The sequence below is a fragment of the Budvicia diplopodorum genome (genome assembly GCF_009800925.1).
GTDB lineage: Bacteria > Pseudomonadota > Gammaproteobacteria > Enterobacterales > Enterobacteriaceae > Budvicia > Budvicia diplopodorum.
Genome location: NZ_WOYF01000009.1, coordinates 1 through 25,332, shown reverse-complemented (window position 1 = coordinate 25,332; position 25,332 = coordinate 1). Strand labels below are relative to the sequence as shown.

The 25,332-nt window shown below is 48.2% G+C and carries 23 protein-coding genes and 1 pseudogene; 10 read left to right on the top strand and 14 right to left on the bottom strand.

Going from position 1 to position 25,332, the window contains the following annotated elements:
- Positions 1-4: 4 nt before the first annotated feature.
- Genes napB through napF form a run of 6 tightly spaced genes read right to left on the bottom strand, consistent with a single transcriptional unit; the run spans position 5 to position 5,428 of the window.
- The gene (napB, locus tag GVI43_RS09910) at positions 5-457 is read right to left on the bottom strand and encodes a nitrate reductase cytochrome c-type subunit (protein WP_159566706.1); all 453 of its coding nucleotides are present in this window, start codon (positions 455-457) and stop codon (positions 5-7) included.
- Positions 454-1,419, bottom strand: a complete 966-nt coding sequence (locus GVI43_RS09905) for a quinol dehydrogenase ferredoxin subunit NapH (RefSeq protein WP_159566705.1) — start codon at positions 1,417-1,419, stop codon at positions 454-456. Before GVI43_RS09905 ends, napB begins: the two co-directional genes overlap by 4 nt.
- On the bottom strand, positions 1,419-2,171 hold the full coding sequence (gene napG / locus GVI43_RS09900; protein WP_159566704.1) for a ferredoxin-type protein NapG: 753 nt from the start codon (positions 2,169-2,171) through the stop codon (positions 1,419-1,421). The genes GVI43_RS09905 and napG overlap by 1 nt, the downstream gene beginning before the upstream one ends.
- Positions 2,172-2,191: 20 nt before the next feature.
- Positions 2,192-4,675, bottom strand: coding sequence for a nitrate reductase catalytic subunit NapA (napA, locus tag GVI43_RS09895; RefSeq protein WP_159566703.1), 2,484 nt, complete (start codon positions 4,673-4,675; stop codon positions 2,192-2,194).
- A complete protein-coding gene (napD, locus tag GVI43_RS09890) occupies positions 4,672-4,941 on the bottom strand; it encodes a chaperone NapD (protein WP_159566702.1) in 270 nt (89 codons plus the stop codon). Before napD ends, napA begins: the two co-directional genes overlap by 4 nt.
- On the bottom strand, positions 4,928-5,428 hold the full coding sequence (gene napF / locus GVI43_RS09885) for a ferredoxin-type protein NapF (protein WP_159566701.1): 501 nt from the start codon (positions 5,426-5,428) through the stop codon (positions 4,928-4,930). The genes napD and napF overlap by 14 nt, the downstream gene beginning before the upstream one ends.
- Before the next feature lie 405 nt (positions 5,429-5,833).
- Between napF and narQ the strand changes: the two genes are divergently transcribed.
- The 6 genes from narQ (at position 5,834) to GVI43_RS09855 (ending at position 11,008) form a co-directional block, all read left to right on the top strand.
- Positions 5,834-7,522 carry a nitrate/nitrite two-component system sensor histidine kinase NarQ gene (gene narQ, locus GVI43_RS09880; protein ID WP_159566700.1) on the top strand — a complete coding sequence of 563 codons (1,689 nt, stop codon included), beginning with the start codon at positions 5,834-5,836 and terminating at the stop codon, positions 7,520-7,522.
- 145 nt (positions 7,523-7,667) lie between these two features.
- Positions 7,668-8,297 (top strand): two-component system response regulator NarL, encoded by a 630-nt coding sequence (gene narL, locus GVI43_RS09875; protein WP_159566699.1) that lies wholly within the window; start codon positions 7,668-7,670, stop codon positions 8,295-8,297.
- A gap of 329 nt (positions 8,298-8,626) precedes the next feature.
- Entirely contained in the window at positions 8,627-8,998 is a 372-nt protein-coding gene (locus GVI43_RS09870; RefSeq protein ID WP_246201666.1) for an ArsC family reductase, read from the top strand.
- A gap of 2 nt (positions 8,999-9,000) precedes the next feature.
- Positions 9,001-10,137 (top strand): succinyl-diaminopimelate desuccinylase, encoded by a 1,137-nt coding sequence (gene dapE / locus GVI43_RS09865; RefSeq protein WP_159566698.1) that lies wholly within the window; start codon positions 9,001-9,003, stop codon positions 10,135-10,137.
- Positions 10,134-10,814 carry a M15 family metallopeptidase gene (locus tag GVI43_RS09860; RefSeq protein WP_159566697.1) on the top strand — a complete coding sequence of 227 codons (681 nt, stop codon included), beginning with the start codon at positions 10,134-10,136 and terminating at the stop codon, positions 10,812-10,814. Before dapE ends, GVI43_RS09860 begins: the two co-directional genes overlap by 4 nt.
- Positions 10,811-11,008, top strand: coding sequence for a YpfN family protein (locus GVI43_RS09855; protein ID WP_159566696.1), 198 nt, complete (start codon positions 10,811-10,813; stop codon positions 11,006-11,008). The genes GVI43_RS09860 and GVI43_RS09855 overlap by 4 nt, the downstream gene beginning before the upstream one ends.
- 78 nt (positions 11,009-11,086) lie before the next feature.
- On the opposite strand, the gene GVI43_RS09850 is transcribed toward GVI43_RS09855, so the two are convergent.
- The 3 genes from GVI43_RS09850 to ypfJ form a co-directional block, all read right to left on the bottom strand.
- Positions 11,087-13,138 (bottom strand): tRNA(Met) cytidine acetyltransferase TmcA, encoded by a 2,052-nt coding sequence (locus GVI43_RS09850; RefSeq protein ID WP_246201664.1) that lies wholly within the window; start codon positions 13,136-13,138, stop codon positions 11,087-11,089.
- A gap of 96 nt (positions 13,139-13,234) precedes the next feature.
- Complete coding sequence (locus GVI43_RS09845) at positions 13,235-13,687, bottom strand: DUF441 domain-containing protein (RefSeq protein ID WP_159566695.1); 453 nt, start codon at positions 13,685-13,687, stop codon at positions 13,235-13,237.
- An 82-nt stretch (positions 13,688-13,769) separates the two neighbouring features.
- Complete coding sequence (ypfJ, locus tag GVI43_RS09840; RefSeq protein WP_159566694.1) at positions 13,770-14,648, bottom strand: KPN_02809 family neutral zinc metallopeptidase; 879 nt, start codon at positions 14,646-14,648, stop codon at positions 13,770-13,772.
- A gap of 222 nt (positions 14,649-14,870) precedes the next feature.
- Here ypfJ and GVI43_RS09835 point away from each other — a divergent pair, with 222 nt between their 5' ends.
- Positions 14,871-15,041, top strand: coding sequence for a hypothetical protein (locus GVI43_RS09835; protein WP_159566693.1), 171 nt, complete (start codon positions 14,871-14,873; stop codon positions 15,039-15,041).
- A gap of 12 nt (positions 15,042-15,053) precedes the next feature.
- Here GVI43_RS09835 and purC read toward each other — a convergent pair whose 3' ends face one another.
- From purC to dapA, 3 genes are all read right to left on the bottom strand, one after another.
- Positions 15,054-15,767 (bottom strand): phosphoribosylaminoimidazolesuccinocarboxamide synthase, encoded by a 714-nt coding sequence (gene purC / locus GVI43_RS09830; RefSeq protein WP_159566692.1) that lies wholly within the window; start codon positions 15,765-15,767, stop codon positions 15,054-15,056.
- Between the two features lie 83 nt (positions 15,768-15,850).
- Entirely contained in the window at positions 15,851-16,885 is a 1,035-nt protein-coding gene (gene bamC, locus GVI43_RS09825) for an outer membrane protein assembly factor BamC (protein ID WP_159566691.1), read from the bottom strand.
- Between the two features lie 16 nt (positions 16,886-16,901).
- Positions 16,902-17,780: a 4-hydroxy-tetrahydrodipicolinate synthase gene (dapA, locus tag GVI43_RS09820; protein ID WP_159566690.1), complete on the bottom strand. Its 879-nt coding sequence runs from the start codon at positions 17,778-17,780 to the stop codon at positions 16,902-16,904.
- Positions 17,781-17,924: 144 nt separating this feature from the next.
- On the opposite strand from dapA, the gene GVI43_RS09815 reads away from it, so the two are divergent.
- Together GVI43_RS09815 and bcp are read left to right on the top strand one after the other, a co-directional pair.
- Positions 17,925-18,494, top strand: a complete 570-nt coding sequence (locus GVI43_RS09815; RefSeq protein WP_159566689.1) for a glycine cleavage system transcriptional repressor — start codon at positions 17,925-17,927, stop codon at positions 18,492-18,494.
- Positions 18,495-18,496: 2 nt separating this feature from the next.
- Entirely contained in the window at positions 18,497-18,964 is a 468-nt protein-coding gene (gene bcp, locus GVI43_RS09810) for a thioredoxin-dependent thiol peroxidase (protein WP_159566780.1), read from the top strand.
- A 131-nt stretch (positions 18,965-19,095) separates the two neighbouring features.
- On the opposite strand, the pseudogene GVI43_RS09805 reads toward bcp, so the two are convergent.
- Both GVI43_RS09805 and GVI43_RS09800 read right to left on the bottom strand, forming a co-directional pair.
- Positions 19,096-19,287, bottom strand: a pseudogene (locus GVI43_RS09805) (transposase); the annotation flags it as partial.
- 1,616 nt (positions 19,288-20,903) lie between these two features.
- Positions 20,904-21,176 carry a hypothetical protein gene (locus GVI43_RS09800; protein ID WP_159566688.1) on the bottom strand — a complete coding sequence of 91 codons (273 nt, stop codon included), beginning with the start codon at positions 21,174-21,176 and terminating at the stop codon, positions 20,904-20,906.
- 34 nt (positions 21,177-21,210) lie between these two features.
- On the opposite strand from GVI43_RS09800, the gene GVI43_RS09795 reads away from it, so the two are divergent.
- On the top strand, positions 21,211-25,332 hold a 4,122-nt coding region (locus tag GVI43_RS09795; RefSeq protein ID WP_211959083.1), incomplete at its 3' end, for an ESPR domain-containing protein.

Below are 25,332 nucleotides of genomic sequence, written 5' to 3'. Positions count from 1 at the left end.
CCGATTACTGACCGTATCCCGGTGCAGGCTCGAACATATTGCCAATAATTGGTGGTGCGTCAGCCTGTGGTACATGGCAAGACTGGCAGAAATAGCGACGCGGAGCGACGGTACTGCTTACATTGCCTGCACTGTCCACAAAGTGTGTCGGGCTGATACGCGGAGCTCCCGTTGTTCGGTAGCTTTGAACACCGTGACACTTAAGGCAGGTGTTCACCTTTGCCGTTACCTGATAGCCTTCCACGCTGTGTGGAATCATCGGCGGCTGGTTGACATAATCCAGCGCGATACGGTTTTGCTCTTTAGGCATACTAACCTGGCCTTCAGCGGTGCCCGATACTTCCGGAGACTTGCTGAAATCAACGCCATTACCTGCAGCAACGGCAACGCCACCCGATACTAATGTTATTAACATTGCCCATAAGGTAACCTGCTTTTTCAAGACGTTACTCTTCATTCTTCTACTCCCGAACGATGGAATCGTGTTTTTATTTGAAATACTTTCTCACAACAGACATCAATACACCGGCCACAGGAAATACAATCCTTACTCAGCACTAACGGGCTCTCGTTTTTAGCAAACAGAGGGCCGCGCAGCACCTGTGGTTCCGGGCAGATATGGATACAATCCATGCAGCGGGTACAATCCCGACGGTTTACAGCGCTAATTCGCAGCATCCCTTTATGGCCAATGGCGCCATAAAGAGCCCCAACGGGACATAAATGGCCGCACCAACCGTGTTCAACCACCAGCAGGTCAAACAGGAAAACCGCCACAATCAGCCAAATGCTGGCACCAAAACCGACAGCCAGTCCGGTAATTACGCCATTCACTGAAGCTGATAAATGTCCAATACCGCCGATTAATCCTCTACCGAATGCTGAAACCGGGTTAACCCATTCCCATACCAGCGTTCCACTGACGGCGCTGGCTAAAACGATGGCAATTAAAATGCCATAGCGCAGCGACGCCGGAATAGTGGCACTAGTGCGGATGCCCAATTTACGCCGCAGCCATGCGGCAAAATCAGTCACCAGGCTTAACGGGCAAACCCAGCCGCAAAACAAACGGCTAGCGAACAGCGCGTACAGCAGAGCAATAATTAAACCGCCGAATATTCCATACCATTGTGACCAGTCGGCCCAGCTTGAGCGGGTACCTTCTGGTGGAATAGCAGGAATATGACCGGAAGCCAGACTTTGCAGCATAATAAGCGGATCGCTTAGCGGAATAGTCCCCAGCAGCATACTGCCGCCGTAGTTACCCCGTAAGATCCAGATGCTGAACAATGGCCCTGTCAGGAACATGCCGAGAATGAGCAACTGACTAATCCGACGTAAAACCAGAAAGCGGTGGCTATACCACCAGCCATATTTAACCAGAGCTTCACGGCCAGCCTGCATAGGTGCATTCGCCATTATTGCCCTCCTTCCGGTTTGCGGGTTGGTAGAGTCAGAGCTTCAGGAATCAATGAATGCCCTGCCTTATCTTTCTCTATCCACCCTAGTCGGTAGTGCCCACCCAGTTTGCCCTGAGCCAGTGATATCGGAAGCACCTTAATGGCCGCCTCCGTTAGTACACAAGCCTCTTCGCATTTACCGCAGCCGGTACAGTATTCACTGTGAACCGTAGGTAAAAACTTAGCGTGCATGTCCGTACGCTCATTACGGTGAAGTTCCAGCGTAATGGCTTTGTTGATTAACGGGCATACGCGATGGCAAACGTCGCAGCGTAATCCCTGCCAGTTCAGGCAGTTTTCATGATCCAGTAATACCGCCAGTCCCATACGAGACTTATCAATATCTGTCAGAGAAGAATCTAATGCACCACTAGGGCAGGCTTTAACGCAGGGAATATCGTCACACATTTCACAAGGAATCTGACGAGCCACAAAATACGGCGTACCCGAAGAGACCGGTGACAATAGCGTCGCCAGCTTGAGGGTATCGTAAGGACAGTCCTGTACGCATTGTCCACAGCGGATGCAGGCGCGGTTAAACGCCGCCTCCGGCAGTGCACCGGGCGGACGCAAAGCGACCCCCTCGCGAGCCTGAGACTGTTTTTGTGGAATGCCCAGCAGCAGCGTCAGCCCGGCCAGACCGCCTGCGCTGCGTACTACATCGCGTAAAAAACGACGACGCTCGGGCCCTTTATCCCTTTGGTTAGCCATAGTGATGCGCGTTACCTATCCTATGCCTTGACCACTTTGACTGCGCACTTCTTGTAGTCAGTCTCTTTCGACAGTGGATCGGTTGCATCCAAAGTCAGCATGTTGACCAACTGTGCGGCATCAAAGAACGCCATATAGACCAAACCTTCAGGCACGCGGTTACGGCCACGGGTTTCCACAATCGAGACTAACTCGCCGCGACGGGACTGGACCTTAACTTTATCGCCACGGCGCATACCGCGTTTTTGTGCATCCTGAGGATGAATAAACAGCACAGATTCAGGGAATGAGCGATGCAATTCAGGAACCCGACGGGTCATGGAACCGGTATGCCAATGCTCCAGAACGCGACCGGTCGATAACCACAGATCAAACTCTTCATCCGGGCTCTCAGCAGGCGGCTCATAAGGCAGTGCAAAAATCACCGCTTTACCGTCAGGCTTGCCGTAGAACTTCACGCCTTCACCGGCTTTAACGTACGGGTCGAAACCTTCGCGATAGCGCCATAGGGTCTCTTTACCGTCAACCACCGGCCAGCGTAAACCGCGGGATTTGTGGTAAGCGTCAAAGTCAGCCAGATCGTGAGCATGACCGCGACCAAAGGCGGCGTACTCTTCAAACAGGCCTTTTTGTAGGTAATAGCCTAGCTCGCGGGACTCATCGTTAAGCTGATCTGCCGCCAGTTCGTCTACTTTAAATTTATCGACCTGACCGTTAGCGAACAGAACTTGATACAGGGTTTTACCACGGTATTCAGGGTTCTTGTCTAACAGCTCAGCAGGCCACATTTCATCGGTTTTAAAATACTTAGAAAACTCAACGATTTGCCACAGGTCGGACTTAGACTCGCCCGGAGCCTTAACCTGCTGACGCCAGAACTGGCTACGGCGCTCAGCGTTACCATAGGCACCCTCTTTTTCTACCCACATTGCGGTCGGTAAAATCAGATCGGCAGCCAATGCGCTGATAGTCGGGTACGGATCGGAAACCACAACGAAGTTGCGCGGATCGCGCCAGCCCGGCATACGGTCTTCATTAATATTCGGACCGGCCTGCATATTGTTGGTACACATCGTCCAGTAAGCGTTCAGCTTACCGTCTTTTAACGCGCGGTCCTGAGCGACTGCGTGTAGGCCAACGCTGCCAAGGATAGTACCTTCCGGCAGTTTCCATTTTTGCTCGGCAATCTTACGGTGCGCTTCGTTGGTTACCACCATGTCTGCCGGCAGGCGGTGGGCAAAGGTACCGACTTCACGCGCGGTACCGCAGGCCGATGGTTGACCGGTCAAAGAGAATGGACCACAGCCCGGCTTAGAAATTTTACCGGTGAGTAAGTGGATGTTGTAGCACAGGTTATTCGCCCATACGCCACGGGTATGCTGGTTGAAGCCCATGGTCCAGTAAGAAACCACTTTCACGTTTGGATCGGCATACAGCTTAGCCAATGCGACCAGTGAATCTTGAGCAACGCCGGTCATTTCAGCGGTTTTTTCTAACGTGTATTCCGCAACGAAAGCTTTGTACTCGTCAAAGCTCATTGGCGTTGATTTATCGCTGTCCGGGTTTTTAGCCGCTTTTTGCAGAGGATTAGTTGGGCGTAAGCCATAGCCAATATCGGTTTCACCGCGGCGAATGTTAACGTGTTTTTCCAAGAAATCATGGTCAACGGCGTTATTTTCAATAATGTAGTTCGCGATGTAATTCAGAATAACCAGATCGGTCTGAGGCTTAAAGATCATCGGGTTATCGGCTAATTCAAAGCTACGGTTTTCAAAGGTAGACATCACCGCAACTTTAACATTCGGGTTAGATAAACGACGATCGGTAATGCGCGACCACAGGATCGGGTGCATTTCCGCCATGTTTGAACCCCAAAGCACGAAGGCATCGGCTTGCTCAATATCATCGTAGCACCCCATCGGCTCATCCATACCAAAGGTACGCATAAAGCCAACTACCGCACTGGCCATACAGTGGCGTGCATTCGGGTCGATGTTATTAGAACGAAAACCGGCTTTAAACAGCTTAGCCGCTGCATAACCTTCCCAAATGGTAAATTGCCCGGAAGCAAACATACCACCACCGTTAGGACCGTTATCTTTGAACGCTTTCTTATATTTTTCGCTCATTACGGTGAAGGCTTGATCCCACGTTACCGGGGTAAACTCACCGTCTTTGGCATATTGACCGTCTTTCATTCGCAGCAGTGGCTGGGTCAGGCGATCTTTTCCGTACATGATCTTAGGCAGGAAATAGCCTTTGATACAGTTTAAACCACGGTTAACCGGTGCATCGGGGTCACCCTGTGAGGCAACAACCCGACCATTTTGTGTTCCAACAAGAACGCTACATCCGGTACCACAAAAACGGCACGGCGCTTTGTCCCACTTAATTGCATCACTTCCTTCAGCGGCAACGGCTACCGTTGGAATAGTCATTCCGGCAGCCATCGCTGCGGCAGCAGCAGCATTTGCTTTCATGAAGTCTCTACGACTGAGTTTCATGGCGTATCCTCACCTTGCTCATCTTGCTGGTGGTAAACCAGCGACACAGCCAACACACCAACTAGATCCCGCGTTGACTCAATTTGTGCAAACAGAGCATCAGAATTCTCTGCTTGCATAACAACAACTAACTTACCTTCAGTTTCATTCACTCCGGGAATCTCAGTTCCCGGTAGTTCGCACAACGCTTTGCTCACTCTTGGAATATCTTCAGGCTTTACCTGAACAATCAAACTACAAACGTGCCAGTCACTATTTTCCGACATTATCTTTATCACTCTCACTGGTTGTGATGGCTTGAACCGGACAGCTTCGGATACAGCTTCCGCATCCGGTGCAGCTCCCACTTTCTAATTCGGGCTGGGCTATCCCTCCTAAGCGAAGTTTGAACTTAATCGCATTAGGCTCACAAACGTCCTGACAGCTCCGGCATGCTATGCCCTGAAACGTCAGGCAGGTCTTATTTATTATTGCTTTACGCTGCCAGGGCGAGTTTTCAGTAGATACAAAAACCGGTTCTGGGCAAATATCCGCACAACGACCACAAAACGTACACTCAGCGCGTTGAAAGTCGACTTCAGGGTAGTCCTGTCCTTTGACAATCAATACTTGAGTTTCACAAACATCAATACAAGCATCGCAACGGGTGCAGCCATCAATAAACTGTGCTTCATCTATCGACCATGGAGGCCTGATGGCAGAACTACGGTGCCATTGCCCTCGTAATAGATTGCGTCGCGATAAAACAGACATGATTGCTCCTCCCGTTAACACGAGAGAAACGTTAGCTTATTAAATGCCCGTTAATCTCATGGGTGTCAGAGTAGATAAAATTCAGATAGAAACTCCGGCCAGTGTAAGTTAATCTCTGAAGCATTGAGTTATAATTACTCTTAATGGGTAAATGGTGGGGTTGTTTGCGTTAGATCAATCGTTCACAGATTTTTTAATCAGAATTTTGACTTAGGCACGTTTTAAAATAATAGTCATTCAATTGGAAGTAGAAATGTAATAATCAGGCTGAAAAATAAATAACCAAAAAATTGTTTTTTAATTTATTTAACCTTCATATTTTAATTAACAATAAAATAACAAAAAGTTAAGCCAATAAATTCAAGAGTCGTTAATTAATGCAATTATTCCCTGTGAGGTATTCAAGTGTCGGTTAAGCGTTCAGTTACTACCACCATATCGCACATGCTGATTGCCATTGTGGTTTTATCGATACTATCAACCGGTTTAGCCATTATTACGCTGATTGCCAGCCGCACAGATGCAGAAGCGGTGAATATCTCAGGCTCACTGCGCATGCAAAGCTACCGTTTAGCTTACGAACTAACCACCGACTCCCCCGATCTTAAGCAATATATTGATCAATATGACGCCTCTCTAAAAGCGCCCGCATTAGATGCATTGAACCGGTTTTACATCCCTTCTGAGATTAGTAATGAATACCATTTATTATTAGAACGTTGGAACCAGCTTGAAAACGAGCTCAGAGGCAATCGGCCTGAAAACTACATCAATCAGCTAACCAGCTATGTAGATCAAATCGATACCTTTGTTTTGTCTATCCAACGCTTTTCTGAGCTCAAACTCAGGGTTGCCACAGGCATTAGTATCATCAGCTTTTTACTGACTATTGCTCTGGTACTCTACATTATCCAATTTAGCAGGCGAAAAATTGTTGAACCGCTGAACCGGATGGTCAGAGCAAGCCACTATATTCAGACCGGCCATTTTGACCATCAGCCGCTTGATGTCGCTCAGCCAACCGAGCTGGGCGTTCTTGCCACCGCGTTTACCTCGATGTCGACAGATTTAGCGAAGCTCTATCAGTCACTGGCTGAAAAAGTTGAAGAAAAAACCATAAAGCTGACTCAGGCAAATCGTTCTCTTGTCGTACTGTATGATTGCTTACAGGCGCTCAGCGTTAGTCAGGTAGATCGCCAGTGCTTTGAACAGGTTTTATCCATCGTACATAACAGTGAAAATCTGGTGGTTATCCGGCTGGAAGTACAGGACAGTGGCGAAGGCCGGTGGGTTTTAACTGAAGGCGATGAGGATAAAAACCTCGACTGGCAATTCCTGTCGCTGCAACAAAACGAGCAACATTTGGGTCGCCTGAGCTGGCAGTGTTCCGATACCGCAGTTCATCCACAATTAATTGAAAACGTAGCCAATATATTAAGCCGGGGTATTTATTTTAACCGGGCGCAAAAACGCTATATGCAGGTACTCTTAATGGAAGAAAGAGCGACGATTGCCCGTGAGTTACACGACTCGCTGGCCCAGTCACTCTCTTTTTTAAGAATTCAACTTACCTTGCTTAAGCGTATCGTTCCCAGTGATAATGCTAAAGCGATGTCGGTTATCGGCGATTTCGATCGGGCGCTTTCCAGCGCCTATCGACAGCTTCGGGAACTGTTAGCGACCTTCAGACTCACCATACAAGAAGCGGACCTGCATGAAGCATTGAACCAATTGATGACACCGTTACAGGCTCAAACAACGGTGCCGATTCAGATTCATTGTGCATTATCATCCCAAGCATTAAATGCACAGCAACAGGTTCATGCGCTACAGATTGTCAGGGAAGCGGTACTGAATGCAATTAAACACGCCAATGCTACGCTTATCACAGTTAACTGTGATTCAGCCACTAACGGTAATAATATGTTTACTATCACCGATAACGGCACGGGCATCAAAAGCCTTGATGAACCGGAAGGTCATTATGGTTTAAATATTATGAGTGAAAGAACATCTCGATTGGGTGGTACACTGAATATTCGCCGCCGCGAGGAAGGTGGGACATCCATATGTCTTACCTTTCCTCAACAATGAGCTTTTCATAAAAAGAATAAAATATAAAATATTTTATATCCCTGAATTAATAGCCTTACGTAAGGTGGTTAATACCGTTTTAACGCCAAGTTCTAAAGGAATATTAATATTCTTCAACTGATTAAGAATAATGGAGTAATTCACTGTGTCAGAGCAATGTAATATATTAATCGTAGACGATCATCCGCTAATGCGTCGCGGCGTTCGGCAACTTCTTGAGCTAGAACCTTCGTTCAATATTGTGGCCGAAGCAAGTAATGGTAATGAAGCCATTACTTTTGCCAGTCAGTTCTCACCGGATCTTATTTTACTTGACCTTAATATGAAGGGTCTTTCCGGTCTGGATACCCTAAAGGCGCTGCGTAATGAAGGCATTGACGCACGAATTATTGTACTTACCGTATCCGATTCTCGTAACGATATTTACGCCCTTATCGATGCCGGTGCCGATGGGTATTTATTGAAAGACAGCGAGCCAGACCAACTGCTAAATAAAATACTTCAGGCGGCAAATGGAGAAAACGTATTCAGCGATATTATCCTTGAATATCTGGCATCCAGAAACGACCAAACCGACCCGTTTGAATCACTGACTGAACGTGAATTAGACGTATTACAAGAAGTGGCACGCGGAATGTCTAATAAACAAATTGCCGTTCTTCTGCATATTTCGGAAGAAACGGTAAAAGTACATATCCGTAATATGCTGCGCAAACTAAACGTTCGCTCACGCGTAGCCGCAACGGTAATGTATTTGGAACAAAAGAGTCAGTAACCGACACGGTTACCGCTCAGATAGCCCATCAATCGATGCTCTCTAGCCCCCTCTATGGGGGCGACTTTTTTATTACCGCTCACTAACGCCTGATTTAAAGCCGCTTATTTTGTTTTTACCTCTGCTAAATCATCATACTCAAGCTGGATTAACCACTCGAACTTTGCACCGACAAGCCAAATTAAATCGTATTTTTTCGCACTATTGGATCAATAAATGATAGATTTATTCTTTAGTCGATCCTGCTTTCTCAGCCATTTGCTGAACGCATCTATTCTGCAACAGGTCGCCTGCGCTTATGTTAATGGTAAATTGATGAGGAACTCCGTTTGAAAACGCCCTATAACCTCTACGGCATTAAAAACTGCGATACAATAAAAAAAGCCCGCCGCTGGCTGGAAGAACATCAGGTTGACTATCGTTTTCACGATTATCGCGCTGACGGGCTAGATGAAGCGCTATTACAACAACTCATCGATCGTCTTGGCTGGGAACCCCTGCTTAATACCCGCGGCACCACGTGGCGCAAGCTTAGCGATGAGCAAAAATCCGCCACCAATAATCAAGCAGCAGCCAAAGCGTTAATGCTCGAGCAGCCTTCAATTATTAAGCGCCCGGTACTTGCACGCAACGATTCAGGCACCATGCTGTTGGGATTTTCCGCCGACGGCTACCAACAGTTTATCGACGGAGCGCAATAATCATGTTTTGCCCTGTCATCACCTTAGCCCAACAGTTGATCAAACGACCATCCCTTAGCCCGCACGACGAAGGCTGTCAGCAGATTATGATCGACCGGTTAAAGGCCATCGGCTTTACCGTTGAACCGATGAACTTTGGCGATACGCTGAACTTTTGGGCCTATCGGGAAGGCCGCGCCGGTTCACCTACTTTAGCCTTCGCCGGCCATACCGATGTTGTCCCTACCGGCGATGAAAAACACTGGAACCAACCGCCTTTCGAACCCACTATCCAAGACGGTTTCCTGTATGGCCGCGGTGCCGCCGACATGAAAGGCTCGCTGGCCGCCATGGTGGTGGCCGCTGAACGCTTTGTCGCCTCTAATCCGAACCATCAGGGCCGCCTGGCCTTTTTGATAACGTCAGATGAAGAGGCTTCTGCGGTAAATGGTACGGTTAAAGTGGTTGAAACCCTGATGGCTAGGCGTGAGCGCGTGGACTATTGCTTAGTCGGTGAGCCATCAAGCACCGCTCGCGTTGGTGACGTGGTTAAAAATGGCCGCCGTGGTTCTATTACCGCTAACCTGACCGTTCACGGTACGCAGGGGCACGTTGCTTATCCCCACTTGGCCGATAATCCGGTGCATAAGGCGACCGCGTTTATCAGCGAACTGGTGAATACCGAGTGGGACCGCGGCAACGAGTTTTTCCCGGCCACCAGTATGCAAATTGCGAATATTCATGCCGGAACCGGCAGTAATAACGTTATCCCCGGCGAGCTATTTATTCAGTTTAACTTTCGTTACAGCACTGAGCTGACTCATGAACAAATCGCCCACAGAGTGCAGGAAATGCTGTCGCGCCATGGGCTACGCTACAGTATTGAGTGGAATTTGTCAGGTAAGCCATTCTTAACGCCGCGTGGAAAGCTGGTGGATGCGGTTTCTCGTGCGGTTGAATATTACGCCACCGTAACGCCGAAACTGCTGACCAACGGCGGAACGTCTGACGGGCGCTTTATTGCCCTGATGGGAACCCAAGTAGTTGAACTTGGCCCGGTAAACGCCACCATTCATAAAGTAAATGAATGCGTGAAGGCCTCCGATCTTCAGCTACTTAGCCGTATGTATCAAAAAATCATGGACCAGCTGCTGGCATGATAACCACCGAGATGTTAACCGGCCAAAGCACCGAACATCTGATCGACTTATGCGGAAATCATCGGCTGCAGCCTGCGGCCGCAAAGGCGTTTCTCGAACTACAGGCAGCGGCCGAACGGGCCGGGTTTAATCTCCAACCGGCCAGTACCTTTCGCGACTTTGCCAGACAGCAGATGATATGGAACGAAAAGTTTACCGGTATTCGTCAGGTCATGGACGCACAAAGCCAGCCAATCAACATCTCCTGCCTTGATGCAGGCCAGCGCTGCATTGCCATTCTGCGCTGGTCGGCAATGCCCGGAGCCAGCCGCCATCATTGGGGCACCGATCTGGATATCTACGATCCTGACTTACTACCGGAAGGACAAAAGCTGCTGCTTGAGCCATGGGAATATTTGGAAAATGGCTACTTTAACCACCTGACGCAGTGGTTAACGGCTAATATGAATAGATATGGCTTCTATCGGCCATTCCTGCACGACCGCGGGGGCGTCGCCGCTGAGCCATGGCATTTAAGCTATTACCCGCTGGCTCAGGAAGCCGAACGCCAGTTAACGCCACAAACGCTGCTGGCCTGTTGGGAAAATCAGGAGATTGAAGGATACCGTTGGCTTAGCCAGCATCTTGATTCAATTTTCGAACGTTATATTACCAATATCGACGGAGTCTCTTCATGAAATGGCTAGCAGACTACTGGTGGATTATTCTGATTGTGCTGTTCGGTATCATCATTAACGGCATAAAAGCATTAAATAAAGTTAATTACAAAGGTTCGCTCAACGATCCATCTAAGCTTCCGCCTCACAGGGACAATAACGCCCAGTGGGATAAAGAAGATGACGATGAGTGGAACAAAAACAAGAAGAAATAGCCTCAGCCCGCCATGCTGTAAAATACGGCACGGCGGGCCTAACGGTGACGAAGCTACTTCCGCTGACAAATTAATCAGCTAAGCGCCGTGTTCTACGGGAACCGTTCCTGATACCCAATCTTTCCAGTACCGACAGCGATCTTGATCAATAACCGTTAAAGCCTGTACCACTTCTTCACGCAATAGCTTAGTCAGCTCTCTTTTACCGCTCACGTTCAACCGTTGAACCGTCTCTTCAGGGCTTAGCTGTTGTTCTAATATTCCCCTCAGCCCGGCACATTTCACCTTCTGATGGCGCAATAATCGATATATTGATATCTGGCTGGCGTCTAACGTTCTCAGAGCAAAGGCAAATCCGGCCAGCGCCCGCCAGTCATCATCGCTTAAATCAGCGGGCATAATATTATTAACGTGATTGTGCTTAACGCAGGAGACCAACTGATTCAGCAAAAAATGACGCTTAGCCCGCATGACCAGTCCTTTCGCCTGATGGCTAAAGGGCACCAAAGCCATCGCGGAATAACAGCCGCTGCTGGCTTCTTTATGGCTTCCCATATGGACCAGCTCAAAACCACACGCCTGCCAGAACAGCCAAAGCTCATCGGTATAGCCAAAGCTGACGGAGAGATAATCCAGCCCTCTGGCCTTAGCCTGATTAACTTGTTCAGTAACCAGCGCTTTGGCAATTCCCCGGCGGCGCAAACCAAAAGTAACGGCAATCCGGCTGATTCTGGCAGAACGGAGCTGGGGCGCGACATATTCCGAGCCATGTGCCGCCAGCGACTGGGCGACAAGATTGCCTCTGGGCCGCCGCCTTCCGGCCCATACTTCACGGGCTAACTCAGGCGATATGCCACCCTCGTCCACCAACCATAGCCCAGCGACTACGGCCTTTTTAGCGTTTAATCCTACTGCAAATGACATTCCCGGAGCGTCAAATAGCCGCCGTAAATCTAGCGGGCTAGTTCGATAATGGGCTCCGGTCAGCAGGCCGTAGAACTGATTGAATAACTCGGGATTATCAGCCAGCCGCTGCCGATCAATAGAAGCAATCGTTGGTAACGTTTCAGTCAATGCCATCACGCTATTTTCAGCATCCATCAGCAATACTTGGTTAATCACACGTTCCAGCGGGTCGTTCTCAGCCCAACGCACCGGTTGGTGTAATGTCAGAACCCGATGTTCCGGCAGGCTGGCGCAAAACTTTAATAAAAAGCCGCGGCCGCTGCCTTCATAGCCCTGTACCGTAGTCGTTAGTAACACCCGAGGAAAAAATGCCGACAGCTGATGAAGTACCGGCGCCGGAATTGCCGCCGCTTCGTCAATAATCAGCCAGTCGACGTTTTGTGGCCGAACGGATGTGCACCGTTCCAGTAATCCATCTGGAGAAAAGAAAGTAACCTTTCCGTTGCTCCATAGCTGTAGCGTTGCCGTCGATGACTGGGAGGGAGCCGTTAGCCAGCACTCACCACCGCCAGACCAGCCATTGGCCAGCATACCGGCCAGCGCTGATTTACCTCTACCGCGCCCGGCAATCAGAACATACACACCCGGCTCAGCCGACGACAGGATAGATAGCAAGCCCTGTTGTTCCGCCGTAGGTAAACCGTTTGGACGCTGCCATTCCGGCAAGGGTTCTACTGCATTGAGGGAAAACGGGTGATGTTGGCGAAGCAATAACGCGTCACCGTCGGCGGTAACCTGTTGCTGAAAGTGGCGGACAAAGTTTGGCGTGCAGATAGGATGTGAACACTCGCTCCAACGTAGGCTATCGTTATCGGTTAGCGTTGGCCATGTCTGCCAGTCAGGCACCATCATCACCAGCATACTACCCGCCGCCAGCGTTCCGGCAATCGCTGCCAGCGCCTCGGCGTGCAACCCCTGAGTTGCGTCAAATACCGCATGCCGGAACTCACTGCCCAACAAATTATTGACGGCCGACGGCCTGCGTTGCAAATAGGGGTAATTGACCAGCGGAAAATCAGAAATCCAAGGCCAGTCACCGACGTAGCGTTGGGTGAAACTCAGTGCCTGTTCATGACACCAGTGCGGCTCACCGCTTAAAATAACCAGCCGACGGATACCATAGTCCGACATCTGTCCGAGGCAAGAACTAAGATCTATATTCATAAAAAAGGGATTTTCATTCTTCGGCGGCTAAAGGGCAATTGTGGGCATGATGTCACACAACGCATATCGTTTTAGTCTTGGCGATCAATCGAATAATCAGGTCTTACCGATAATCAGCGAGACCATACCTGCCGCAATGAGCGGGCCAACCGGAATGCCTTTAAAGAACGCAACGCCAATAATAGTGCCCACTAATAGCCCGGCAACTATCGTTGGCTGGCTGGCCATTAGGACTACGCCTCGCCCGCCTAGCCAGGCAACGGCAATACCGATAACAATAGCCGTCAAAGATTTCCAGTTAACAAACACCTGCATCAGCATCGCTGGCGTCATTTTACCGTTAGCCAGAGGCGCCATAACCGCAATAGTGAGAATAGTGATACCTACCGTCAGCCCATACTTTTGCACCGTGGGAAAAGCCGCTTCGAGAGGCGTTAACCGAAGAATTAACAGCACCAGAATGGCAATAGTCACCGTATTATTATGACTAAGAATACCCAGACCGGCTAAAACCAGCAGAATGATTAGCGTAGGATCAACGTTTGGCATGACAGATTTCTCGCGGTTATGCGCGGCACTATTGCGCCGGATTAATTACCCGGCACAAATAATACCCTCAAATGACCCGAGATTATAATTTATCAGTATCAAACGTATTGCACTGTTTAAAATCACCGCTGTCAAAACCGCGTTTAAACCAGGTATAGCGCTGCTCAGAGGTCCCGTGAGTAAAGCTATCGGGAATAACTCTACCGTTACCCTGTTTTTGCAGGCGGTCGTCACCAATCGCCTGCGCGGCGTTCAATGCTTCTTCCATATCGCCCAGATCCAGCACTTGCTGATTCTTCATGCCGTTTCCCCAGATGCCGGCAAAACAGTCAGCCTGAAGCTCCTGTTTTACCGATAAACGGTTTACCTCTGCCTCGTTGCGGGTGCGCTGCTGAAGCTCGCGCACCTTAGCGCTGATGCCCATCAGGTTTTGTACATGGTGCCCGATCTCATGGGCCACTACGTAGGCCTGAGCAAAGTCACCGCCAGCCTTGAGCCTGGTTTCCATATCCTGATAGAACGACAGGTCGATATAGACCGTTTTATCCGTCGGGCAGTAGAATGGCCCCATCACCGATTGGCCAGTACCACAGGCGGTGCGAGTTGCGCCACGGTATAACACCAGTTTTGGCTCTTTATACTGGCCGCCTTCTTTCTTAAATATTTCAGCCCAAGTATCTTCCGTTGAAGCCAGAACAACAGAAGTAAATTTAGCCATCTCATTATCTTTAGGAGAGAGAGGCTGGCTCTGCTGAGCCGTTGGTGCGTTTTCTCCACCGGTCAACAACGGTGTGAGATCAACGCCATAATATCCGGCCACCAAAACGACGACTAATAGAGCGATCCCCCCCTTTCCGCGAGGAACTTGAAAACCACCCCCGCCTAGCCCACCTGAAGGGCCACTGGAATCACTACGACGATCTTCAACATTGTCACTTTCCCGACGGCCTTGCCAACGCATAATATTATCTCTCAATTATCTGTAGTCTGAAAATTCAGACCAATAGGTAGCATTATATAACTTGAGTATATTCGGCAAAATAGAAAAAGACTGATTAATTACGCGTTAATAGTATTAGTACATGTACTTTTTAATTTTTATAACTGAGATTAAGAGAGGGAAATCTGAGAGTAATCGATATTCAACGGCGCTACGCTTGGCGTCAGACAAAGGAATTCGCCCATGATTAAATTCACCGACAAGAGAAATAATATACGCTTTGACCGTGAAGTTATTGGCTACCCGCTTCCAGCTATCGCCGATGAGTGGTATTTATTGCGGGTTAAGGCCGCCCAAGACGATCGCATTTTTAAAGAAATAGAGCTGGCTATACTGATAGCCAGCTCTACGTAATCGATTGCGTTTTTAGTCCAAATTAATACCGAGACGATGTGCAACCTCTTCGTACGCTTCAATCAGGCCACCCAGACTCTGGCGGAAACGGTCTTTATCCATTTTGTTCAGCGTTGTTTTATCCCACAGGCGGCTACCGTCAGGAGAGAATTCATCGCCTAATACAACTTCACCGTTGAATAAGCCAAACTCCAGTTTGAAGTCCACTAGAATTAATCCAGCATCGTCAAATAATTTACTCAGAACCTGATTTGCTTTATAGCTCAGCGCCTTCATGCGCGCCAGATTAGCATCGCTGACCCAACCGAACGTTTGGCAGTAAGATTCGTTGATCATCGGATCGTGCATAGCGTCATTCTTTAAAAACAGATCGAACAGCGGTGGATTCAATACTAGACCTTCTTCAATGCCCAAGCGGCGCACTAATGAACCAGCTGCACGGTTACGAACTACGCACTCAACCGGCACCATATCTAGCTTCTTAACCAGTACTTCGGTATCGGACAGCAAACGTTCCATTTGGGTTGGAATACCCGCTTCTTCCAGCTTGGTCATAATAAAATGATTAAACTTATTGTTTACCATTCCCTTGCGATCAAATTGCTCAATGCGTTCACCGTCAAGAGCAGACGTATCGTTTCGAAATTCCAGAATTAAAAGATCCGGATTCTCGGTGGTATAAACCGTTTTTGCCTTACCGCGATAAAGTTCGGCTAACTTTTGCATCTTCAGCTGTCTCCGTTGATTTCAAGTTCGAGGATATTCCCTAACTGTGGAAAAGATAAAGGGGCCTGTTAAGCCCCTTTTGATTATTTAGTGGTAGTCCGGTTAAACGCCGACTGCAATATTGCAACCAGTGCGTTATTTTGTGCATCTTTGAGAACCTGACCTTTACCGTCGCTAAACTGCAAACTACTGCGGTTATCTAAATCACCAACCTGTAGCTTATAGTCGCCATTTTGCAGATCGGGATCCGGCACGTTCAATGCAGCCCAGTTGCTGGCAGAGGATTTGAAGGTCATGGTAATCAAACCCTGAGGACGATTACGATCTTCAACCTTCATGCCCATACTCTCTAACACCCCAGGTAAACGTTCCCAAACGTTGGCATAAGGTGCGCGTACAATAACGACCGGAAGACCCGTATCATCACGCCCTGCCTGAAGAACAACGCTACCGGTTGTTTGCGCAATACGGCTCGCATCCTGATTGCTCTGCGTTTTATCTAGCGCCTCGGTAATGCTGTTTAGCATACTAATGCTATAACGCTGGATGCTTGCAGCATCGCTGATAGTTTTATCATTAGCCTTCAGCTCAATCACTTTCACTGACAGTTGGTTTTGATAACCTTGAGACTGAACGCTAATTTGATAACGGGCCTGATGCGGCACGTTTTCATCTTCACGGGCCCAGTTTACCCAGTCAGTGGTTAACGTTTGATTGGCATCCTGACGATCGGCAATCTTGTAGTTATTTTGACCCAATACCGCAATCACCTGCGACCAAAGCGCCTGATTCTGAGCATTGTTCTCTAATGAAATAGAAGCAATATTATTAGCGTATTGCACTCGAGAACCGCTCATCAGAGCCAATGGCTGAGACGGCGGGCGAATATCCAGCGCCAGGCCAAGGCTACCATCAGCTACAGCAACCTTTCTCAGAGCAAAATCACCCGTTTGAACGGGTAATATCATACCGCTCGGCGCATGCAGTTCTTTTAGCTCCGGGGCTTTCAAATAGTCTTCATTGCCACTGACCTGATGCTTATATGACTGATCGTTAGAACACGCAGCCACAAACATGACCAGCGAAACACCAATTATTTTCTGTAATGAATGAACCATCAAATCTTCCTAAAAATTATAGCAAACCCGCAGACTTTAACGCCTGTTCGACGACCGGACGGGCAGATTCTGCCAGTGGTGTCATAGGTAACCGCATGGTATCACTGGCAATTAAGCCTAAACGATGACATGCCCATTTAACCGGAATAGGGTTTGACTCAACAAACAATTTGTAATGCAACGGCATTATTCGTTCATTAAGACAACGCGCTTGAGTAAAGTTTCCCTGAGCCGCTAATTCACATAGCTGAGCTATTTCTTTTGCTGCAATATTGGCCGTAACGGAAATCACACCGTGACCGCCTAACTGCATAAATTCTAATGAAGTCGCATCGTCACCACTGAGTAATTTAAAGTCTGTACCGACCAGCGCCTGAATCTGGCTGACCCGGCTTAAATTACCCGTTGCGTCTTTTAATGCCACGATATTAGGCACTTTAGCTAACCGAGCAACCGTCTCGGGCAGCATGTCACAGCCAGTACGCCCCGGCACATTATACAGAATTTGTGGTAAATCAGTATGTTCAGCAATCGCTTTAAAATGCTGATATAAGCCTTCCTGCATTGGCTTATTATAATACGGCGTAACGGACAAACAGCCAACTACCCCAGTATCGTTAAGATGTTGAGTCAATGAAATAGCTTCAGACGTCGCATTCGCGCCGGTGCCAGCAATAATGGGAATACGCCCGTCGGCTAAATCCAGCGTTAATTTAACCACGTCCACGTGTTCTTGGTGGTTTAAGGTAGCCGACTCTCCGGTAGTACCTACGGAAACTATCGCGGCGGTGCCGCTAGCCACATGATAATCAATCAATTTTTTCAAGCTGGCGCGATCGACATGCCCATTAACGTCCATCGGTGTAACTAGTGCAACCATACTTCCCGTAAACATAAGCCATTCCTCTTGATAGATATGCTAACCATGGTACTTTTGACCAATAGCGAAAAGCAAGCAACAACATCACTCTAACTGCTTGTCTGGGTGATTTTTTTATGTTTACCATATGCATCACCTTTTTTAGGCAGGAAGTACAACGTGCCACAGCAATCTGAATATTACCTTGTCATCACCGCATTAGGCACCGATCGCCCCGGGATCGTCAATACGATCACCCGACACGTCAGTAGCTGCGGCTGTAATATTGAAGATAGTCGCCTGGCGCTATTAGGTGAAGAATTTACGTTTATTATGTTGCTGTCCGGTGGCTGGAGCGCGATGATGCTGTTAGAGTCTACATTGCCACAAAAGGGTATGGAACTAGACCTTCTTATTGTGATGAAGCGCACAACTCAGCACGAACGCCCTCCGATGCCGGTCACAATGTGGGTCAAAGTAGAAGTTAAAGATTCTCCTCATTTAATTGAGCGCTTTACTAACTTATTTGATACAGAAGAAACCAGCATTGCTGAACTCACTTCAAAGACCAGCATTTGCGAAATATTTCAACAACCAACGCTCTATATTGAAATGACAATACACAGTACGCTGACAGACTCCAAACAGATTGTTGAACAAGATTTCTATCGCCTCTGTACAGAACTCAATGCGCAAGGCAGTATTAGTATCATTATCAATCCACAGCATGAAGAAAAGGACGGAAACTAGTGATAAACCCATTAAAAACCGGTGACACCGCCCCAGAATTTACACTCCCGGATCAAGATGGCGAAGACATCAGCCTCACTGACTTCCAAGGGCAGAGAGTTCTTGTTTATTTTTATCCTAAAGCGATGACGCCGGGCTGTACCTTACAGGCCTGCGGATTACGGGATAATATGGATGAGATTAAAAAGCTGGGCGTCGAAGTTCTGGGTATCAGTACCGATAAACCAGAAAAACTATCCCGTTTTGTTGAGAAAGAACTGCTGAACTTTACGTTACTGTCAGATGAACAGCATACCGTCTCTGAGCTGTTCGGTATTTGGGGTGAAAAAACCTTTATGGGTAAAACCTATGATGGCATTCACCGCATCAGTTTTTTGATTGGTACTGACGGTAAAATTGAGCAAGTCTTTGATGACTTTAAAACCACTAACCACCATGAAATCGTTCTAGATTATCTAAACGGCAAGTAGTAACCACCACCCCATTAATCAAAACCACCCGTACCTCGGGTGGTTTTGATGCGGCCCCCCCAGAAGGGGGCCAGACCCAGTGGCCATTACCTCTATTCTTCCTCTTTCGCCACCCAGCCTTAATAGCTTCAAATGATTTCCTCATTCGCTCGCACGGAGTCAACAAAATACCCTCTTTGCCAGAAATGATTTCCCCACAACTTTTTTCTCAGATACGGGTATTTGGCAAACAACCTTATTGCTGCTCGCCCTATTAGAAATCCCATTAGCATTGAAACACTTAGACTTGGCGAAGTTCTTACGACTAAATGCACATAACCTATTATTGAATAGTATCTAGCTTGGGCACTTTACGAACATAGCTTCACATGAACGAGCATCACCTCCATGAAGGTGATTTTGATTTATATCAATGCCTTTAAACTAATTTGGTTGGAACCTTCATCAAAATAGATGGGGCAATCACCATTTATATGGTGCTTTCCCATTCTTATATTTTTAAGTAAATACTCAGATTTTTTATAAATACACGTTAGCTAAAGGAGGATAAAAAATGCTGCGTTACCGTATTAATGAGACAGGGATATACTATTTATAAGCTATGGACGTAGATTAAAAGCAAACGATTTATCCTACTTAAGAAGGCCGATATTGATAGGGTGTCAGTACTCTTTTATTGCATGACTAAAGAATATTTTTTCTCCCCTACCTCCGTTATTAGGCAGTGAGATAAAAATATTGAAACAATGGATCTCTATTGGTAATAAAAGGAAAAATAGTGAAACCAGCCCCTCACTGTTTACCTTGAATAAAAGTGGCGAAATTTCCCGTTCATCCTAAGCGCACATTCGTTACAACATGCAGGTGGCTACAGTTTGGCAGGCCAAAGTATGGCTACCCGATTAATGCAAGATTTTCTGGAACATCGTAATATCCGGCATTCGACAAATTAAACTACCAGTAATCCAAAAACATTTAATCGCACCTGTAAAACATATCAGAACCTAATATAGTGTTTGATAATATTTTTAATGCTATTTTAAATAGTGGATAGTTATTATATTTTTGCAGCATAAAACACTAATAAATCAATATAAGCCCAGCTCATTTTTAATGGTGGGACTTAACAATACACCTACCTATAAATAGTTAGACGCATTTAATATATAAATAAGCCATCCTGATAATTGGATTTTATAAATCCCATCCATCGACACTCCTTATAACTATGAACTATATCCCTCTCCTTATCATGCCTTCCTAGATTATTTCAATATCATCAATAAATCGTTTTACTCTAGTTATTCACTTGTAGTAAAAATATTCCACAGATCGGAGAAAATACGATTAGCTATTGGAGAGTCGTAAAGAGCCAAGTTTATATCCACAACAACTTTATAACATTACTCCCGAATTGGAAAAAAGAGCGAAATTTTCGTCTGATCGACATTCTTCACACCTGTGACGGTACTTTATTGGATAAAGAAATTGATACCTGATCGATGTACGATCGGCTGTACAGCAGAAATATTAACCGTTCATTCACACACAGTAATATGTTGTTTATTTATATAAATACACAAGTTAAATAGTTGTTAAGACAATCTAAGAATAGGACCACCCTGATAAAAAGCACTTAAATACTAAATAACAAAAATATTTTTAAAACAACAAGTTTATATGTTAATTAACATAAAATTCTACCTATGTTCCACAAGGATAATGAATAAAACTGGACCTTTATTCCATATTAAGAGAAAATGAAATAAATGGAATCCAGTTTATTGACACTTGAGTTCACAATGCCAATAAATAGCGGCCTAGATTCGACGGATCTTTATACCTAGGGACAAGGTAAGAAATGGAAATAAAAGTAAATAGAATTGTAATAAAGATGTTGTTAAATTTATACTCATCATTCTTTAACAATATGTTTTCGCTATTCGATAACGTCGACTCCAAGCGTTTCCCCTCCCCATAAAAAGCGCTCTGATGCCATGACGAGTTCAAGCTGGGCATCGAGATCTTTTATCAACATAGGCCAACGTTGCACAGCAATTTGGCAGTGACCGTTATACCGATACTCAGAGAATGTTTGAAATGAAATACAGCTTTTGAGCAGTGACTGACTGTCGGGTTGTACAGCGATAAGAGGGACATCTATCGCTGAAAATAAAATCACAATGAGCGGGTAATCGCTTACTCGTTTCATCGTGAAATCTTGTAAAGTAATATGGAAGAATAAAATGAATAAAGTTTATCGGATTATCTGGAACAGCGCGCTAGGCCTGTGGGTTGTTGCCTCTGAATTAAGTCGGGGTAAAACCAAAAGTACCGCTAGTAGTGCGGGTGCAGCCGTTCGCGTAAATCCTCCGGTAATTTTGGGGCGAAAATCGCTGCTTACGGCGGCCATTAGCGCCCTGCTGATAGGGTCTCCTGCCGTTTTTGCCACCAATATCACGATTGATCCAACCATTACAACCGGTGAGTTTAACAATAAGGCCGGTAGCATTAGCGTTAACGGCAATACGGTAAATCTGTCAGGTACTACGGCGTTTTCCGGTTCTGCCAGTGTTGATGCCACCTTTTACTCTTTAATCAATGGCTATAACGCCGGTTATATCACCGGTGCGGTAGACCCTAGCGGGCTATTTGGTGTGAGCAATAACTCACAAAGCGTCAGCGTAGCGGTATATGATCCCGTGACCGGCGGCTCTACCACGGTCAATACCTATGATAATGCGAATATCAAAGAAGTCGTTCCAGGCGGAGATTCATATGGCATCTATGTTTATATGCCTACAACAGCCGGTAAGGGACCGTTTATTGATGCCGAAATTGCCAGCGTGACCAACGGCGGTACTCTGAACGTGGACGTCAGCGGGGCCATTGGTGATATCTCGGTTAAAAGTACGGAATACATTAAAGTGACCGACGGCACGGCTAACTGGAATTCGTCTAATACGGTGTATTTTGCCGGAATTGTTTCTAACGTTCCCTATGGGAGTTTAGCGCCAGTTGCTTCATCGATTTCCACCCAGACCTATAAAGGCACCTTTACGGTCAATACTACCGATGGTCCCCAGACCCAAACCGTTAACGATCTGGCCGGGTATAAGGCCTATAACAGCTGGCTGGTCGCTCAATTGCAGGCAGGTAAGCTAGGCAGCGGTACCTCTGCGCAGACCAACTATAATGCTGCAATAAAAGCGGCGATTGTCAATACCACAAGCAGCTACCAGTTAATCAGCGATCCCCTATCCATTCCATCAACCGACCCGCTTTATACACCTCCAGGGGATCGGATCTTGATGCATGCTGACGGAGCCAGTGCGCTGGCCCAGATCGGCAACACGGGTGCCATAGTAATAGCGTCGGGTACCGCTGCCCTGCAGGCGAACCATGGCGGCACGGTCATCAATAACGGAACGCTCACCACTTACGGTGGCAATGTGCAGGCTGGAATGCGCGCCATCAATGGCGGCCACGCCATTAACAACGGTGTACGTAATTTAGGTCAGGTCAGCGGTGCTCGTAGTGAAAACGGTTATGATTTGGTACAGGATACGGGTTCTACCTATATCAATAACGGCACCGTTAATATCGCTGGCTGGAACCTCGTTGCCTCATCCGGCAAGACGTCTGTCGGGCTTTATGTGCGCGCCGGCGGCTCAGCCATAAATCATGGCACCTACAACGTGGGTAATGCGACGCTGGCCGGGACGTCGACGCTGAGTGGTATTGTATTGGATTCGGGTATCGCTTCGTTTATCAATGATACCGCGGGTGTGATGTATTTAGGGCGCGAAGCCAGTACCGATACCACCGCGACCCCAATTAACCGCGGCGGTGCTGATGTAGTTCAGCCTAACAACGGGCGACTGATTCTGGTTCAAGCCGGCGGCGCGACGGTGAATAACCAAGGCTCGCTGATTATTGGTGACAAAGTACAACACGGTACGGCCATTATGGTTGGCACCGCGGCCGCGGTGAACGTGGTCAATAGCGGAAAAATCATCGTAAAAGGGCACTACAGCGCTACGCCTGGCGTTAATTATGGTATTCAGAGTGGCAGTGCCGCAGCGGGTACTATTGTCGATAATGCGGGTACCATTGATTTAGAAGGTATTAACAATATTGGCATGATGGCCTATAGCGGCGGTAAAGCCTCGTCCAGCGGAGTAATTAATGTAGCCGGTGGCGCTGACCCGACTACCGGGTTGCGCAACTATGGCCTGTGGTCACACAACGCCAGCAGTAACATCACCCTGACCGGTACGGTGAATCTGGCCGGTAATGGCGCGATTGGTGCTCACGCCCGTGACGGCGGCAGTATCGATATCGGCGGCGCAGGCGAAGTGAAGTTTGTCTCCGGCACTGACCAGATTGGCTTCTTCGTTTATGGTCCCTCAGCCTCTCTGACCAATACCGGCTCGGGTGCCATGGATGTGTCGACTGAACGTTCCACCCTGTTCCGTATGGAAGACGGCGCCGACTTTACCGGCGGTACGAGTGCCGGTTCGGCACTCACTGCATCCGGTAAAGACTCCGTTGCGGTGATGGTCACCGGCTTAACCGGTACCGACGTGTCGGCGTTTAACTCCGGCGGCATGACCCTCAACCTGAGCGGCGAGAATGCCACCGGCGTGTTAGTGGAAGGCGGTGCGCAGGGCAACATTGCCGCGAATGCCAACATTAATCTGACCGGGACGGGGGCGGTTGCCGGTATTGCCGATGGGCAAAAGCATGATTTAACCGGCTCTGCCACCGGTACACCGGTTGCCGGCGTGCTGAGCAATAGTTCACTCAACGCCGGTGCGGCCGGTTTTGGTACCGGCACCCTTCTGGTGGCCGGCGCTAATCTTAATTCATCGCTGGATAACGTCACCGGCTATATCGCCCGTAACAGTGCGACGCTGAGCAACTCCGGCAATATTATCTTTAGCGGCAAAAACACCACCGGTATTCAGGTGCTGGACGGCTCTGTCGGTGGCAATAGTGGCAGCATTACCTTACAGGACGGCGGTATTGGACTGGTGGCCAGCTCGTCGAATTTGGCTACCACCATTAATAATAGCGGTAACTTAGTGCTAAAAGGCGGTACCAACGCCAACCGTACCAAGGGTATTCAGGCTTCGGGCAGCGCCGTCACGGTCAATATGACCGGCGGCTCTATTGATATGCAGGGCCAGGGCGCGGTCGGCGTTGAGGCACTGGACGGCGGCAAGGTGCTCCTGTCCGGGACATCATTACCCATGTTTGCCGCCGCCGCTACCGGCGTGACCGACCAGATTGCTTTTCGTATCGTCGGCACCGGTTCTAGCATTCAGACTAATCTGGCGGCCGGTACCGTACTGGACGCCAGCGGTAAACAGTCGACGCTGTTCCGCATTGAAGACGGTGCGACTCAGTCGGGCGTGCTGCAGATGCAAACCTCCGGTCAAAATTCTAACGGTATCTGGGCCACCGGCGCAGGCACCTCGGTGGTCGCCTCTTCCGGCAGCAATTTCCAAATCTTAGGCGCGGGCGCAAAAGGTGTGTATATCACCGGTGCGGCCAGCGGTACGTTACAGGCGGGTACCAGCGTGAGTTTAGTCGGCAATGGCGCGGTAGTGGGCGTGGTTGACGGCAACGAATACGATTTGGCCGGTAACATCCTGACCAGCAATACCGGCTCTACCCTGACCAATGAATCCAACATTACCAGTACCTTAAACAACGCCATCGGGTTTATCACTCAAAATCAGGGGCTGTTGGTCAATCAGGGCAACATCACCCTGACGCAGGGTACCGGCAACACCGGCGTGAAGGTGATTAACGGTCAGTTTGACAATAAATCCAGCAATATCAGCGTCAACGGCGTCGCCGTATCGGTGGAAGGTGCAGGCTCAGTCGTGACCAGCACCGGCGGTAATATCATCGCGACCAACGGCGAAGCGGCGATTAAGCTCGGTCAGAACGCGTCGCTCAATCTGGTCGGCAGCGGTTTAGGTACGGTTGAAGGGCAAGGTACGGCGCACGGTGTGTTGCTCGATACCGGCGCGACAGGTCTGGTGATTGCCGGTGCGAAAATCAACGTCAATGCCGCCGGTGCAACGGGGCACGGGGTTGAAAATAGAGCTGAAATAGCGGGCCTGCAGCTCACCGGCACCACCCAAATTAACGTGGCCAACGGTAAAGGTATCCGTACCGCGGCAACGTTAGCGCAAACCAACAGCGGTACTATCAACGTATCCGGCAGCGGTACCGGTCTGGCGTTCGAAACCGCCACCGGCGGCGTGGTGGCGAATACCTCCCTGCTGGATATGTCTGATTCAAAAAATCTGGTGATTAACCTGAACGGCGTCGGTGGTACCGGTATTCTGGTC

Bases quoted from the DNA above. Each gene is read 5' to 3' on its own strand.
- GVI43_RS09860 (WP_159566697.1), top strand. From the start codon at position 10,134: ATGATAACCACCGAGATGTTAACCGGCCAAAGCACCGAACATCTGATC.
- napF (WP_159566701.1), bottom strand. From the start codon at position 5,428: ATGTCTGTTTTATCGCGACGCAATCTATTACGAGGGCAATGGCACCGT.
- GVI43_RS09905 (WP_159566705.1), bottom strand. From the start codon at position 1,419: ATGGCGAATGCACCTATGCAGGCTGGCCGTGAAGCTCTGGTTAAATAT.
- napD (WP_159566702.1), bottom strand. From the start codon at position 4,941: ATGTCGGAAAATAGTGACTGGCACGTTTGTAGTTTGATTGTTCAGGTA.
- napB (WP_159566706.1), bottom strand. From the start codon at position 457: ATGAAGAGTAACGTCTTGAAAAAGCAGGTTACCTTATGGGCAATGTTA.
- GVI43_RS09855 (WP_159566696.1), top strand. From the start codon at position 10,811: ATGAAATGGCTAGCAGACTACTGGTGGATTATTCTGATTGTGCTGTTC.
- dapE (WP_159566698.1), top strand. From the start codon at position 9,001: ATGTTTTGCCCTGTCATCACCTTAGCCCAACAGTTGATCAAACGACCA.
- GVI43_RS09845 (WP_159566695.1), bottom strand. From the start codon at position 13,687: ATGCCAAACGTTGATCCTACGCTAATCATTCTGCTGGTTTTAGCCGGT.
- purC (WP_159566692.1), bottom strand. From the start codon at position 15,767: ATGCAAAAGTTAGCCGAACTTTATCGCGGTAAGGCAAAAACGGTTTAT.
- GVI43_RS09800 (WP_159566688.1), bottom strand. From the start codon at position 21,176: ATGAAACGAGTAAGCGATTACCCGCTCATTGTGATTTTATTTTCAGCG.
- ypfJ (WP_159566694.1), bottom strand. From the start codon at position 14,648: ATGCGTTGGCAAGGCCGTCGGGAAAGTGACAATGTTGAAGATCGTCGT.
- napA (WP_159566703.1), bottom strand. From the start codon at position 4,675: ATGAAACTCAGTCGTAGAGACTTCATGAAAGCAAATGCTGCTGCTGCC.
- napG (WP_159566704.1), bottom strand. From the start codon at position 2,171: ATGGCTAACCAAAGGGATAAAGGGCCCGAGCGTCGTCGTTTTTTACGC.
- GVI43_RS09835 (WP_159566693.1), top strand. From the start codon at position 14,871: ATGATTAAATTCACCGACAAGAGAAATAATATACGCTTTGACCGTGAA.
- GVI43_RS09850 (WP_246201664.1), bottom strand. From the start codon at position 13,138: ATGAATATAGATCTTAGTTCTTGCCTCGGACAGATGTCGGACTATGGT.
- dapA (WP_159566690.1), bottom strand. From the start codon at position 17,780: ATGTTTACGGGAAGTATGGTTGCACTAGTTACACCGATGGACGTTAAT.
- bamC (WP_159566691.1), bottom strand. From the start codon at position 16,885: ATGGTTCATTCATTACAGAAAATAATTGGTGTTTCGCTGGTCATGTTT.